This window comes from Corynebacterium rouxii, assembly GCF_902702935.1.
Classification (GTDB): Bacteria; Actinomycetota; Actinomycetes; order Mycobacteriales; family Mycobacteriaceae; genus Corynebacterium; species Corynebacterium rouxii.
In genome coordinates, this window is sequence record NZ_LR738855.1 from 1,431,369 (window position 1) to 1,445,870 (window position 14,502).

The window sequence follows — 14,502 nt, forward strand, 5'->3', positions numbered from 1 at the left end:
CTTTCTTCGAGGCGCATATTAAGTGAGTTTTTTGGGATTGTCACCTCCACGATCCATGCGTCTCCAGTGGGGGTAGCAAAGCCACAAGCGCAATCGTTCGCAGAACCTTTCATTTCCGCATGTCAAATGGAGAAAATTGCAGCTCAAGTTCACGAAATATTGTTGCTGAACTAGCCAAAAGTAGTGCCCCCGCCGAAGAAGCCAATTTAAGCTCTGGCCGCTTTATTTTGGCACCCGCTTCTTGAGCGATTAACGCACCCGCAGCAAAATCCCAAGCATTAAGGCCGTGTTCGTAGTATCCATCAACACGACCTTCAGCTACCGCACAAAGGTCCAAAGCAGCACTACCAAATCTGCGTATGTCTCTCACGTTGGGCAAAAGACTAACCAGTAACTTAGCTTGATCTTCTCGACGCCGAGAAGAGTACGAAAATCCGGTAGCGATCAAAGCCTGTTGTAGATCTGAACACTTTGAAGCCTCAATGGATTTGAGCGCATTAGAATCACTTCTCAAAACGAAAGCTCCGCTACCACATGCCGCAACATAAAGATCACTAGTTGCAACATTAATCACAGCGCCTGCCACGACGTTCTCGCCTATACACGCCGCAACCGAAACCGCGTATTGCGGAATTCCATAGATAAAATTCACGGTCCCGTCAATGGGATCAACTATCCATGTTATTCCAGTGCTGCTTGAAGATTCTGCTCCTTCTTCCCCTAACACCCCATCACCTGGTCGCAAGTGTGACAATGCATCAGCGATAAAATGCTCAGCAGCCTTATCAACGATCGTGACGGGATCTACATCAGATGATTTCGTTTCCATTCCGGCGGTAACGTCGCCAAGCTCTCTCATTGTGCACCTAATGTGATCTGATGCCTGACACGCAACTTCTGCCGCTATCGCCGCCAATTCTGCATACTCACGTAAAGAATCCACTTTCGCAGAGAGTTGCTCCACTACATGTTCTTGTAAGACTGATTTAGTCATGTTTTACTCCCCGAAAATTTCTCAAATTAGAATTTCTATCCAAGGCTGGCGTACCTCAGGTACAGATTCACAGAGTTCAAAAATATGTTGCTGATCTCAAAGGCGATTTGTACACCACTTTGCAAGAAAGAACTACTACGAGTTCAGTAGAATGATCCGCATGGAAAACATCGGATTCGGTATCGACGTTGGCGGCTCTGGCATTAAGGGAGCGCGCGTGAATCTAGACACAGGAGAATTCGTAGGAGATCGTATCAAGATCCTTACCCCTAAACCTGCAACCCCCGATGCAGTCGCCGAAACAGCTAAACGCATCCTCGATCAAGCCGAATGGGAAGGGCCTGTCGGCATTACTCTGCCTTCCGTCATTCATGAACAACGAGCTCTCACCGCCGCCAATATCGACCCGTCTTGGATTGATGTAGACGTAAAAGAGTTATTTGCTCGACACTTGGGCAACACCGAAGTTTCGGTTCTCAATGATGCAGACGCTGCTGGGTTAGCAGAAGCTCAATTTGGTGATCCCGTTGCACGTGAAGGAAGCGTAATCCTTCTCACTTTTGGCACGGGTATTGGTTCGGCATTCTTAGTCAACGGCACGTTGTTTCCTAACACTGAGCTTGGCCACATGCTCATCGATGGTGAAGAAGCAGAAAGATTCGCATCGTCTGCAGCAAAAGATCGCGATGAAATCGGATACGGAAAGTGGGCAAAGCGTGTATCGAAGGTGCTCAACGAATACGAGCGGCTCTTTTGGCCATCAGCTTTTATCGTCGGTGGTGGTATCTCCCGTAAAGCCGAAAAGTGGGTACCTCGCCTCACTGTTAACACCAAGGTTGTCCCAGCTCAGTTAAGAAACACCGCTGGAATCGTAGGAGCTGCTATGGCAGCATCCCAAAATCTTCACCCCTAGCTACTCGAAGCAACGTTACGGCTGGAATTTAATGCAATTTGCACCAGCCGTCACATAAATAAGCCGTATCAAACTCCCCTGATCCCACAATAGGAACATTCAATACGGCAAAAATTACTGTTTTGTTTTATAATGGCGTTTTGTCTAACTGAGCGTGCTAACACGATCATTAGAGTGTAATCACAGCAACCGAACTGCATGTACGCAATCGTGCGCTATGGTGCCATGCCAAAGTCATTTTTGTCATCCCTTAGTTTCATGCAATTCCTCTCAACTAAGAGTAAAACGGTTGTAGCAGTTACACTCGATGATCTTTCACAATTCCGTTGAATGCTGATAGCGGATTTGTTCGCACCTGAGTGTAGTTTTAACTCCCAATCGAAAGGGCTTACGTGGCAGCCACTGAGAATTCAGAATCTTCCGCAACGGCAACCGCTGGAGGCACAGCGCCTTCAGGACAAGCCTTGGCGAATGCTGGCGAGGCATCCTCTGCCACTGTAAAAAAGGCAGCTAAGAAGACCGCTGCCAAGAAAACCGCACGCAAGGTTGCCCGTAAAGTTACTGCAGTTAAAGTAGCTGCAACACCAACAGTAACAAGCTCTACTGAATCAGCTACAGCCGAGCCAGCAATTGAGTTACCTTCATCTGAACCAGTCAAAAAAGCTGCTAAAAAGACAGCCAAGAAAACCGCTAAGAAGGTTGCTAAAAAGGCAGCAAAGAAAACTGTCAAGAAAACCGCAGCAAAGAAGAGCACTCGCAAATCCGCTAAAAAAGACGCTGCTCCAGTTCCTGAAGAAGCGGAACACTCCAGCGAAGGGACCGAGGGCGAGCTCGAATCGCTAGCTGGCGAAGATTCAGATGAAGACTATGACCCGCATCTGGATGAATTTGACGACGACGATGAGATGCACACCGACGAGCTTGGAGAAGATCTCGAAGAAGATGACTCTTCCGATGATGATTCAGATGAAGATGAGGGTTCTTCAGTCTGGGATGAGGACGAGTCAGCGGCATTACGTCAAGCACGTAAAGATGCGGAGCTTTCTGCATCTGCAGACTCCGTTCGCGCATATTTGAAACAAATTGGCAAGGTAGCCTTGCTGAATGCAGAGCAAGAAGTTTCCTTGGCTAAACGTATCGAGGCAGGCCTCTATGCCACTTACCGCATGGAGCAAATGGAAGAAGCGTTTAATAACGGGGATAAGGAAGCAAAACTTACTCCAGCTGTCAAACGCGACCTTCGCGCAATCGCAAGAGACGGGCGCAAAGCCAAAAATCATCTACTAGAAGCAAACCTTCGTTTGGTTGTGTCACTCGCTAAGCGCTATACGGGCCGTGGCATGGCGTTCTTGGATTTGATTCAAGAGGGCAACTTGGGTCTTATTCGTGCTGTGGAAAAGTTTGATTACACCAAGGGCTACAAGTTCTCCACATATGCTACTTGGTGGATTCGCCAAGCAATCACGCGTGCAATGGCAGATCAGGCCCGCACCATCCGTATCCCGGTACACATGGTCGAGGTCATTAATAAGCTCGGACGGATTCAACGTGAGCTTCTTCAAGATCTCGGTCGCGAGCCTACCCCCCAAGAACTCGCTAAAGAGATGGATATCACTGAAGAAAAGGTCCTTGAGATTCAGCAGTACGCTCGCGAGCCTATTTCTTTGGATCAAACCATCGGTGACGAGGGTGATAGTCAGCTCGGAGACTTTATTGAAGATTCTGAAGCTGTTATTGCAGTTGATGCCGTTTCGTTCACGTTGTTACAGGATCAACTTCAAGATGTTCTCCATACACTCTCCGAACGCGAAGCTGGCGTAGTCAAGCTCCGCTTCGGACTTACAGATGGAATGCCAAGGACTTTAGACGAGATTGGTCAGGTCTATGGTGTTACTCGTGAACGTATTCGTCAGATTGAGTCCAAGACGATGTCAAAGCTGCGTCACCCATCTCGTTCGCAGGTACTCCGAGACTATCTCGATTAACACCACACTTGTTCGTTGACAGCACTCAACGAAACTGCGGAGGAAAAACTTCTAAAAAAGGTAACGACCTCTTTACATTCGAAGCTATTGTAGAGGCTTGGGCCGAAATAATTTTCGACCCAAGCCTCTACAATTATTCTTTCATGCCTCTCGATTGCTAATGGGTTCCGCTTTCTGTTTCAGATTTCGTTGCAAGCTTGTTAATCGCAAAAAGCTGCTCTTCATAATCTGGAATGGTTAACATCACCAGATTATGAAGAGCAGCTTGAATGCTACAAAACAGCCGCCACTACCGTATTTTCCCAGTTATTGCGAAAATACGGCTATCACTTGTTTTGGTTTAATTCATTGACTTTTTGATTTACACACTCTTGCTGCTGCTCAGAGGTTTCTAGGGATGCACATTCTACGAAATTGTCTTTGAGTACGATGAACACCAATATAGCTGCCGCTACCGAAATGATGGTAACAACCAAACCAATAATGAGGGCAGAAATCGTCATGCCTTTTCGGGGCTCGCTGCCCAAAGGCATTTTACGAAGTTTGATGAGAGAAACAATCGCGAGAATGACCGAAATGACGGCTGGCATCCAAGCAAAACCAGTACCAAAAATACTGAGAAGTACCACGACAGAAACGATTGCCAAGCCTAAGGCCCAAGGGGCCAAAGCATTTTTCATTGGTAACTGCTCGTCTATTGGAAGATCAGTTGGGTAGCCCGCTGTTGGATAGCCCCCATTGCCTAGATCATTGCCAAATTGTGGTTCACCGGCAGGGTAAGAATCATTTGGTGTAGTCACGGTTCCCTTTCAATAGACTGAATTTTGCACTTTACTTCTTTTAATAAAGCATTGCTTTTTCTATTATGCACAAAAGTGAGCTTGTATGAGGAAAATTTTTATATTCTTTTACCAACGTCGTAGATAATCGATACGCGCTTGAAGTTGCTCAGCAGAACACATTGCAGTAGGTGGACCACCACATTTTTTTCGCACTTCTGTATGAATTGCACCATGCGGTCGTCCCGTGCGACCTGCAGTGATCGAGACTAGGGCATTTAGTTCTTTTCGCAACTGTGGAATCTTCACAGATGCGACATCATGAACTTCAGATTCGCGCTCCTTTTTCCGTTTCTCCCTTTCTTCATTTTCTAGTTGTTGGCGTTTTTTCGCTTCTTCGTCTCGGACATTGAGCTGCTCGGTCTGATGTTTACGTAATAGCGCTCGCATCTGATCTGCATCTAACAGTCCTGGAAGGCCAAGATAATCAGCCTCCTCATCAGAACCCGTAAATGTACCAGTTCCGTAAGAAGAACCATCATAAATAAGCGAATCAAGCTCGGCTTCCGCACCAATTGATTCGTAAGAACGAAGCTCGTCTTTTTCTGTTTCTTCCCTATTTGCTTGCGCTAATAGTTCGTCATCCCATCCTTCGTTAGGCCGGTCCGGTTTACCGAGTACATGGTCACGGGAGTTTTCCAATTTGGCCGCAAGATCTAACAACACTGGAACTGATGGTAAGAACACTGAGGCGGTCTCTCCTTTTTTACGTGAACGCACGAATCGGCCGATTGCCTGTGCAAAAAACAAAGGAGTTGAAGCAGAGGTAGCGTACACGCCGACAGCTAGCCGAGGTACGTCCACACCTTCCGACACCATACGAACTGCGACCATCCATTCATCGGTATTGTCGCTAAAGTCTTCAATTCGTTTCGATGCTCCGACTTCATCTGAAAGCACGACAGTTACTGGAGTCGACGAAATCTTTTCCAAGATCTTGGCATACGCTCGAGCTGTTGTCGTATCAGTTGCTATAACTAATCCGCCAGCATCGGGAATGCTCCGCCGTAACTGCAATAACCGAGTGTGAGCAGCTTGCAATACGGCAGGTATCCAATCTCCTTTAGGATCAAGAGCAGTCTTCCACGCCCGAGCAGTTTGTTCTGGATTAAGTGGTTCTCCTAGTCGTGCAGAGAATTCTTCGCCTGCGCTAGTCCGCCATCGAGCTTCGCCAGAATATGCGAGGAATACAACTGGACGCACTACGCCGTCAGCAAGAGCATCTGAGTATCCATAGGTGTGGTCTGATCTCGAGACAAGATGACCTTCACCGTCCTCCTCGTACCTGACAAATGGAATCGTAGAATCGTCGGAACGAAATGGCGTACCAGTAAGCGCTAATCGACGTTCAGCGTCTCCGTATGCCTCTCTTATGCCGTCACCCCAGCTCTTTGCATCGCCTCCGTGATGGATCTCATCCAAAATTACCAACGTCTTTTTGGAAGTAGCTACAGCATAGTGTTTAAAGGGATGCATAGAAACTTGGGCATAGGTCACCACAACGCCGTCATATTGCGGGTTGACTGCGTCAGAGTTCTTAAAGTGGGGATCTAAAGAAAGCCCTACCCTAGCAGCCGATTGAGCCCACTGAATCTTCAAATGTTCAGTGGGCACGACAACAATAACTCGATCTACGGTTTTGTTCCCCATCAACTCTGTAGCCACGCGCAATGCGAAGGTCGTTTTGCCTGCTCCAGGTGTAGCAACAGCGAGAAAGTCTTTGGGGGCTTGCATCATATACTTAGTCAGCGCTTTTCGCTGCCAAGCGCGTAGTCCCATCACTTTTTACGCAGTCCCCGATACACGCGTTCGCAATCAGGACACACAGGTGATCCAGGTTTTGCTTGCTTAGTCACGGGGAATGCTTCTCCGCACAAAGCAACTACCATTCGACCGGACACCGCCGAATCCACGATCTGGTCTTTCTTCACATAATGGAAGAACTTTGGAGTGTCATCTCCGGTGTTTGTTTCTTCCCTTATGTCAGGACGTTCGATAGTTTTCGTGCTAGTACTCACGCCCCCTATATTGCACCATTTTGCGCCAACTTGCCTACGCGGGTCTACCCTTATGACTCATGGACGAGGACTCACTGACACATACGCACGCGGATTTTTCTCATCATTCTGTAAATGAAGTGCATATTAGTTCTGGTAAACGTGCTTTTCGACGTATCTTGGGTCATCGTGTCGAATTAGTCACGGATGCATCTCGTGGTCCAGAACAAGATCGACGTCATCGCGAAGTCGTATATGTATGGCTGCAAGGGCTTCGCATCCCTTTTTTAGTCGCTTCGATGGCTACGTACATGTGGTTGCATAACGTAGTCGTTTCAGTAATTTTATTTGTTATTTGTATTCCATTGCCTTGGATCGCAGTTGTGATCGCTAATGGTGTGGGCGAGAAACGTGATCCTCGTAAAAAAGCCGTGTACAAACCTGCTGTAGCCCGTGAACAGGCCGAATATGTAGCGCTCAATCAGACAAACCGTAGGGATTTAGACCAGAAGTCCAGCGATTGTTTAGATGATACGAACCCGATGGTGATCGATATGGATTCCGATTAGGATCAAAGATTCGTCTACCAACAGCAGTCAGGATATTCAGCAATGCGCACCCCCTTAAGTTCCGTCACACCTCAATTGGTTCAACGATTCCACGAGCTGGGTTTTACGCCTTCGTCAATTCGAGATTTTCTTGGACGCCCAGGCTTTGCGGCAATCAGTAGAGGCGAACCGGCTTCTGTGCTCTATGCCATGAGAGAAAACGAAGACTGTGATTTCTATCCTTTGATCGCAACGTTTATTCTTCATCGCCCAGTGGCTACCGAGGCATTGCGTCGAGTTCTAGGTGGATCGCTAACGGATCAATTGACGGAAACTCATGTTCTCGAAATTGCCGAAGCATCGGAAGCGCATCTCACCGCAAAAATCGATATTCGTTGGCTTGAGCTTGAAGATGACCTATTTTGGGTATTTTCCGACACCGATGCTTCAATGATTGCCGACTATGTTCCTGGCAAGGATCATGTGCTCGGCGTTGGGGCGGCAAGTCTTTCACTACTAGCGACTACCCCGCGTTCACCAGTTAATTCTGTTTTGGACTTAGGTGCTGGTTCTGGTGTGCAGGCACTAGGACAATTGAGACATGCTCGATCAGTCACAGCAACCGATGTACATTCCCGAGCTCTCGATTTCGCGGAGGCTACGTTTGCTGGAGCGCATTTCGATGTAGAAATTCTCGATGGTTCTTGGTTCGAACCCATTAAGAATCGGAAGTTCGACCGCATCGTAGCCAACCCACCTTTTGTGGTGGGTCCACCCGAAATCGAGCATGTTTATCGGGACTCAGGTCTTGATTTAGATGGCGCAACGGAAACGGTGGTTCGTGGAGCAGTAGATCATCTTCATTCCAATGGCACGGCACACCTTTTGGGGTCATGGGTCCATAAAAATGGCGAGTCTGTTGCTTCGCGTGTCGCAGAGTGGATTCCCAGCCACGGCGTAATCGCTTGGTTTTTGCAGCGCGACTCGGTGGATCCAATTCAATATGTCAATACTTGGTTACGTGACGAGTCTATCGATCCCCGCTCTGAAATCGGTTTTAAGCGAACTCGGTCATGGTTGGACCATTTTTCGAGAGCAAAAGTCGAAGCTGTGGGATTTGGCTATGTAGCCATCCAACGTGTCGATGATTCCATTCCTTCTGAAGTTTATTTCGAGGAGTTGACGCATCAGATTGACGATTATCTCGGTGATGAGATTGAAGAGTTTTTTGTGCGTGTGGATTGGCTTCGTGAAAAAGACCTTGACGGCATCGCACAGTCACAGTTTTATCTACGGCCAGGGGTTGCAAAAGAATCCGTTTCAGTCACCGACATTGACTCTGGAATGGGATTTACACATCTCAAATATCGAATCACGAGGACTGATGGTCCACGCTGGAGCCATGAGGTTGACGAACACATTGTTTCTGTCATCGCTGGATTACATCCTGAAGGCTTGACGCTTGAAGACGTCGCCACGCTTTATGCGGTCAGCAATGGGCTTGACGACGAATCCTTTGTTGATGCCATTATTGATCCAGTCGTGGCCCTTGTCCGCCACGGTATTCTTCTACCAGCCGAGATCACAAAGGGATGGTGACTACTCAACCGTGCGAGCTGTATTGACTCGAGTACTCAGCGCTTCTGTGACCGTCGATAATGTTGTCGTTGGGGAAAGAAACTGCCCTTCCGCTGGAGGGATTCTTGCTTTGGTCGGAGTCGACCGCGATGACAGTGCTGCCGCATGGGAAACGATGACTCGCAAGATTGCAGTGCTTCGAATCCTCAAAGCCGAAGAAACCATCACCAAGATCACAAACGGGCTGCGGTCCCGCGAAATATCCGTTTATGAAGGAAGGTTCGGAGCAGATATGCAGGTGGAATCCGTCAATGACGGACCGTTCACCGTAATCGTCGAATGCCCTTAGTTTCCCCACACATGGGGGTAATGGAACTAGATTTATCGATCTACCGTTATTCCATGTGTAGCAACGAGAGCTAGGAGGTCATTATGACAAGCCCTTCCGACGTGGAAGCATCCACGGAGACCGTCGACCGCGGTAGCCGCAGGAATCAAACGAATGATAACCCTTCAGCAGATCTCGTTCGTGTCTACCTCAATGGCATCGGTAAAACTGCCCTACTCAATGCCGAAGATGAGGTCGAGCTCGCACAGACCATTGAAGTTGGCCTCTATGCGGAATATCTCTTAGAGAATTCCCAAGAGCCACTGACCCGCGCAATGAAAAGGGACCTTAAAGTGCTGGTCAAGGAAGGGCGCAAGGCACGTTCTCACCTACTAGAGGCCAATTTACGTCTTGTGGTATCCCTAGCAAAGCGTTACACCGGTCGCGGCATGCCCCTACTGGACCTCATTCAAGAAGGTAATTTGGGACTCATCCGCGCAATGGAAAAGTTTGATTACTCCAAGGGATTTAAGTTTTCCACCTATGCCACTTGGTGGATCCGCCAAGCCATCACACGCGGCATGGCAGATCAGTCCCGAACAATTCGCTTACCTGTCCACCTCGTAGAGCAAGTAAACAAGCTTTCTCGAATCAAACGCGAGATGTATCAACAGCTCGGACGTGAAGCAACCAATGAAGAGCTTGCGGAAGAATCTGGCATTGAAGAATCCAAAATTGAAATGTTGCTTCGCCAGTCTCGTGACCCAGTAAGCCTAGATATGCCAGTTGGTGCCGATGAAGAGGCCCCACTTGGTGATTTTATCGAGGATTCCGAGGCGACTGATGCCGAATCAGCTGTAGTTGCTTCGTTGCGCCACTCTGATATCAGAACGGTTTTGGACACTTTGGAGCAACGTGAACAGGACGTTATTCGCCTTCGTTATGGGCTCGATGATGGAGTTCCCCGCACTTTAGATCAAATTGGTCGTCAATTTGGACTGTCTCGTGAAAGAGTCCGCCAAATTGAACGCGAGGTCATGTCGAAACTGCGTGACGGTGCCCGTGCCGAAAAACTTCGAGCATACGCACAATAAAGCGTTTGCTTAGATATGCCTACCAATAAAGACATAAACGCCTATTAAAAGTCATCTTTAGATTAGGCGTTATAATTAAAGTCTCATCGAAAAACGCGCTGCGGGACTACAACTCAACAAGAAAACGATTCCATATTGTTCACGCTACAATTCGTTGTAGATTGATAGGAATTGATCACCAGCACACAACGCAGTCTCCACTGGCATTATAAGGAAAGAGGCTTACAATGAAGGACTTAGTCGATACCACAGAGATGTACTTACGTACTATCTATGAGTTGGAAGAAGAGGGAGTCACTCCTCTTCGCGCTAGGATCGCTGAGCGTCTGGAACAATCTGGACCTACAGTTAGCCAAACCGTTGCCCGTATGGAGCGCGATGGACTTGTCGTTGTCGCCTCAGACCGCAGTCTACAAATGACGCCGACAGGCCGCACTTTAGCGACTGCAGTCATGCGTAAACATCGCTTAGCTGAGCGTCTTCTTACCGATATCATTGGCCTAGATATCAATAAAGTTCACGATGAAGCCTGCCGCTGGGAACACGTTATGAGTGACGAAGTTGAACGCAGGCTCGTAAAAGTACTAAAAGATGTCAGTCGGTCCCCCTTCGGAAACCCAATTCCAGGTCTTGACGAACTCGGCGTAGGCAATTCTGACGTGGCAGCCCCCGGAACTCGCGTTATCGACGCTGCCACCAGTATGCCCCGCAAAGTGCGCATTGTTCAGATTAACGAAATCTTCCAAGTTGAAACGGATCAGTTCACACAGCTCCTCGATGCTGATATCCGTGTTGGATCAGAAGTCGAAATTGTCGATAGAGACGGCCACATCACGTTGAGCCGTAATGGAAAAGATGTCGAACTTATCGATGATCTGGCTCACACTATTCGTATCGAAGAACTCTAAATACTAAAGGCGGCGAAATTAGATGAAACTCCTCGTTACCGGTGGTGCCGGATACGTAGGAAGTGTCTGTTCCACTGTTCTGCTCGAACAGGGGCACGAAGTAACCATTGTCGATAATCTTACAACCGGCAATCGCGATGCTGTTCCGCTGGGAGCTTCTTTTATCGAGGGTGATATCAAAGACGTTGCGGAAAACGTTTTATCATCTGATTCTTTTGACGCGGTTCTTCACTTCGCAGCTCGTTCACTTGTAGGCGAATCAGTTGAAAAGCCAGATGAATATTGGCAGCACAACATGGTGACCACACTCGCACTTCTTGATGCCATGAAGCGTAATAGCGTGCGAAATATTGTCTTTTCTTCGACAGCTGCTACATACGGCGAACCCGAAACAGTCCCGATTACTGAAGACGCCCCTACCCACCCAACAAATCCATACGGCGCAACCAAGCTATCTATCGACTACGCGATCACATCATATGCGCATGCATATGGGTTTGCTGCGACGAGTCTGCGATACTTCAACGTAGCTGGCGCATATGGTTTGGTGGGTGAAAATCGAGAAATAGAAACCCATCTCATTCCGCTCGTTTTACAAGTAGCACTGGGACACCGTGACAAGATTTTCCTGTTTGGTGATGACTGGCCAACTGAAGATGGAACCCCAATCCGCGATTACATTCATATTCGCGATCTTGCAGATGCCCATATTTTGGCACTTCAAAGTAACGTCGAAGGCAGCCACCGGATCTTTAATCTCGGATCCGGTGAAGGATATTCAGTCAAACAGGTCATTGATACCTGCAGAGAAGTTACCGGTCATCCCATCCCCGCTGAGGTGGCTCCTCGACGGGCTGGTGATCCTGCAGTGCTCATTGCATCATCGGCTAAGGCACAATCCGAACTAGGATGGAAGCCACAACGCACTGATCTGCACACGATCGTTTCTGATGCTTGGGATTTTACGTCTCAACTCGGAGACAAAGCCCATAGCGCTTCTCGCGGATAACAACGAGTAGGTTTATCTTTTACAGTCCGCGGTGTGATTACTTAGTAGTCACACCGCAGATTTTACATTTGTTGACTCACCGAAATGTTTCTGAGCTTCCTGACTCCCATTGATAACAAGATCAATAATGGATCCAGATAAACCTCGATAATAAGCTTCTGCTACAAGAGCCGTGAGATGGTGAAAAGGCAGGGTATTATGAGCTGCTTGCAGAACACAAGTTATGTGGTTACCCCACGGGGAATCGACAATGCATAAAGCGTACAAAGCCAATGCATTTGCCCGTACAAACCCCTTAGTATGACGCGATACGTAACACAGAGCTCCCTTAACAGTATTTGCGTTTAGTACACAGTATTCGATGATGATGTCTCTCGACATTTTATTCTTGAGAAACGCTGCTACCGTCAATGCGGCATCTGTGATGAGTTTTTCTGTCCGCATCAACTCCACCGCTTGTGAAAAAGCATCAATACATTCCTGTGCAGATCTAAATGAAGTCGATGGATCGTCGAAAAGCTCCGCGTATCGCTCTGCAATTAGATATTCATCCCATTGCTCTGATTCCTCAGCTTGCGCGTAATGTTTTTCAATGTCCTTTCGTGAAAGCTCAGGAAGGTGTCCAGCATGAATCATTTCACCCGTTATTCCAGTATTCGCGATGAGTGGAATCCGACCGTTGCGCCACGATTGATATTCAAGTGCAGCCTCGGTCATTGCTTCATTTAGCCAAATAGCGTCATACTTTCCGCCAGATTCAATCGCAGAGGTATACCAACACGCGTCAAATGGAACTATTTCACAATCCGCAACAAATTCAATCAATCCTTTTAGATCTTCAATGGCCTCTGGCTTCTGTTCAGAGATAATAAGACCAAAGACTAGATCTGGCTCGATTGTAGAAAGAGTGTCGCCAATATCTGAAAGGTAACGAAGATCTTTCAAATCAAGCCGCATGACTGGCCCCAGCTGGTAACATGACTCTTCTGTATGCATCAGTGTAAGTACGACAATTGACTCTTCGGGATAAAATCCAAAAATTCCTGGAATGCTAGCAAACATTTCGCTAGGCGAATGTGGTGTTGAAGTCATAAGTGGATAATCGCACTAACAACAACAAGTCTGCTGTACTCAGACAAAACACCTGTGGATAAATATCCATGCAAGCTCGGAAACCTGGTTTTTTCACCGAGTTATCCACAGATTTCTCAATAATGAGGAACAATCCAGCACAATAACGCGTTATCGTGTATAGGACCGAGTCGCGTTTTGTATAACCCCTCAATGAGTTATGGTCATAAGAGCTTGTGCATCGATTTCGGTCTGAGTGAGGAGAAGCAAATTATGAATGAGCGAGAAGCAAAAATGTATGAGTTAGAGTTTCCCGCACCCGATGTAGCTTCTGATGGTGTTGACGGCCCTACTCTCATCATCGCGATGCAAGGCTATGCTGATGCTGGTTTGGCAGTTGAAGCTAGTGCTGACCACCTACTTTCAGCTCTGGAACACCGGCCAGTAGCAGTGTTCAACAATGACGAGCTCATTGATTACCGATCCAGGCGTCCTTCTGTAACCATCGACCACAACATCGTTATTGATGCCAATGAGCTTAAGCTCAGTATGGATGTACTTAGAGATTCAAATGGTACCCCCTTCTTACTCTTGTCTGGCCCGGAACCAGATTTGCGTTGGGATGCGTTTTCGCAAGCCGTCGCAGATCTCGTCCGTCGCTTCGGAGTAAGGCGCACGATCTGTATTTATGCTGCCCCTATGACGGTGCCGCATACCCGTCCGCTTATTGTTTCCGCACATGGCAATTCTTTGGATTTAATCAAGCATCATTTCAGTATTGATTCCAAAGTCACGATACCTGGTTCTGCATCCCTACATATTGAGCGATTGCTTAATAAGAATAATATCGACGTCGCTGGTTACACTGCTCACGTACCTCACTATTTATCTGCATCCGCATACCCGCTGGCAACACTTAAATTGTTAGAGGCAATCACCATGTCTACTAACCTTGATTTCCCGTTGAAGACGTTAGAAGCAGATGCTCAAAAGGCAGCACTGCAGGTAGAAGAACAGGTCTCCGGATCTCAAGAAATCGAGTCGGTAGTCAAAATTCTTGAGCAACAATACGATGAAGAGCTCGCAAAATATCGTGAACGCAATCCTAAAGCACTCGAAATTGCTGAAGGTGATCTACCTGATGCAGAGGAGCTAGGCGAAGAATTCGAGCGTTTCCTCGCAAACATTGATAAAGAAGATGGCTCCGATGATTAGGCTGTTGGCCGTTGTTCAGTAGG

The 14,502-nt window shown here is 47.6% G+C and carries 14 protein-coding genes; 9 read left to right on the forward strand and 5 right to left on the reverse strand.

The window, feature by feature from the left end; all coding sequences use genetic code 11:
- Nucleotides 1-109: 109 nt before the first annotated feature.
- A complete protein-coding gene (locus CIP100161_RS07140) occupies nucleotides 110-994 on the reverse strand; it encodes an inositol monophosphatase family protein (protein WP_155873141.1) in 885 nt (294 codons plus the stop codon).
- A 151-nt stretch (nucleotides 995-1,145) separates the two neighbouring features.
- Between CIP100161_RS07140 and ppgK the strand changes: the two genes are divergently transcribed.
- Both ppgK and CIP100161_RS07155 read left to right on the forward strand, forming a co-directional pair.
- Nucleotides 1,146-1,907 (forward strand): polyphosphate--glucose phosphotransferase, encoded by a 762-nt coding sequence (gene ppgK, locus CIP100161_RS07145; protein WP_155873143.1) that lies wholly within the window; start codon nucleotides 1,146-1,148, stop codon nucleotides 1,905-1,907.
- Nucleotides 1,908-2,299: 392 nt separating this feature from the next.
- Nucleotides 2,300-3,892 (forward strand): RNA polymerase sigma factor, encoded by a 1,593-nt coding sequence (locus CIP100161_RS07155; RefSeq protein ID WP_155873145.1) that lies wholly within the window; start codon nucleotides 2,300-2,302, stop codon nucleotides 3,890-3,892.
- A gap of 326 nt (nucleotides 3,893-4,218) precedes the next feature.
- On the opposite strand, the gene CIP100161_RS07160 is transcribed toward CIP100161_RS07155, so the two are convergent.
- The 3 genes from CIP100161_RS07160 to CIP100161_RS07170 all read right to left on the reverse strand — a co-directional run bounded on the left by CIP100161_RS07160 (nucleotide 4,219) and on the right by CIP100161_RS07170 (nucleotide 6,749).
- Nucleotides 4,219-4,692 (reverse strand): YidH family protein, encoded by a 474-nt coding sequence (locus tag CIP100161_RS07160; protein ID WP_155873147.1) that lies wholly within the window; start codon nucleotides 4,690-4,692, stop codon nucleotides 4,219-4,221.
- A 108-nt stretch (nucleotides 4,693-4,800) separates the two neighbouring features.
- On the reverse strand, nucleotides 4,801-6,510 hold the full coding sequence (locus CIP100161_RS07165; RefSeq protein WP_155874558.1) for a DEAD/DEAH box helicase: 1,710 nt from the start codon (nucleotides 6,508-6,510) through the stop codon (nucleotides 4,801-4,803).
- Nucleotides 6,510-6,749: a DUF3039 domain-containing protein gene (locus CIP100161_RS07170; protein WP_014316792.1), complete on the reverse strand. Its 240-nt coding sequence runs from the start codon at nucleotides 6,747-6,749 to the stop codon at nucleotides 6,510-6,512. Before CIP100161_RS07170 ends, CIP100161_RS07165 begins: the two co-directional genes overlap by 1 nt.
- Before the next feature lie 59 nt (nucleotides 6,750-6,808).
- Here CIP100161_RS07170 and CIP100161_RS07175 point away from each other — a divergent pair, with 59 nt between their 5' ends.
- From CIP100161_RS07175 to galE, 6 genes are all read left to right on the forward strand, one after another.
- Nucleotides 6,809-7,297 carry a DUF3099 domain-containing protein gene (locus tag CIP100161_RS07175; protein WP_155873149.1) on the forward strand — a complete coding sequence of 163 codons (489 nt, stop codon included), beginning with the start codon at nucleotides 6,809-6,811 and terminating at the stop codon, nucleotides 7,295-7,297.
- Between the two features lie 42 nt (nucleotides 7,298-7,339).
- A complete protein-coding gene (locus CIP100161_RS07180) occupies nucleotides 7,340-8,875 on the forward strand; it encodes a DUF7782 domain-containing protein (RefSeq protein ID WP_155873151.1) in 1,536 nt (511 codons plus the stop codon).
- A 10-nt stretch (nucleotides 8,876-8,885) separates the two neighbouring features.
- Entirely contained in the window at nucleotides 8,886-9,203 is a 318-nt protein-coding gene (locus CIP100161_RS07185) for a D-aminoacyl-tRNA deacylase (RefSeq protein ID WP_155873153.1), read from the forward strand.
- Nucleotides 9,204-9,286: 83 nt separating this feature from the next.
- Entirely contained in the window at nucleotides 9,287-10,276 is a 990-nt protein-coding gene (locus CIP100161_RS07190; RefSeq protein WP_003851800.1) for a sigma-70 family RNA polymerase sigma factor, read from the forward strand.
- A 227-nt stretch (nucleotides 10,277-10,503) separates the two neighbouring features.
- Nucleotides 10,504-11,184 (forward strand): metal-dependent transcriptional regulator, encoded by a 681-nt coding sequence (locus CIP100161_RS07195; RefSeq protein WP_155873155.1) that lies wholly within the window; start codon nucleotides 10,504-10,506, stop codon nucleotides 11,182-11,184.
- Between the two features lie 22 nt (nucleotides 11,185-11,206).
- Nucleotides 11,207-12,193, forward strand: a complete 987-nt coding sequence (gene galE / locus CIP100161_RS07200) for a UDP-glucose 4-epimerase GalE (RefSeq protein WP_155873157.1) — start codon at nucleotides 11,207-11,209, stop codon at nucleotides 12,191-12,193.
- 48 nt (nucleotides 12,194-12,241) lie between these two features.
- Here galE and CIP100161_RS07205 read toward each other — a convergent pair whose 3' ends face one another.
- A complete protein-coding gene (locus CIP100161_RS07205; protein WP_155873159.1) occupies nucleotides 12,242-13,285 on the reverse strand; it encodes a DUF4192 domain-containing protein in 1,044 nt (347 codons plus the stop codon).
- Between the two features lie 252 nt (nucleotides 13,286-13,537).
- Here CIP100161_RS07205 and CIP100161_RS07210 point away from each other — a divergent pair, with 252 nt between their 5' ends.
- On the forward strand, nucleotides 13,538-14,479 hold the full coding sequence (locus tag CIP100161_RS07210) for a PAC2 family protein (RefSeq protein ID WP_155873161.1): 942 nt from the start codon (nucleotides 13,538-13,540) through the stop codon (nucleotides 14,477-14,479).
- Nucleotides 14,480-14,502: the final 23 nt, after the last annotated feature.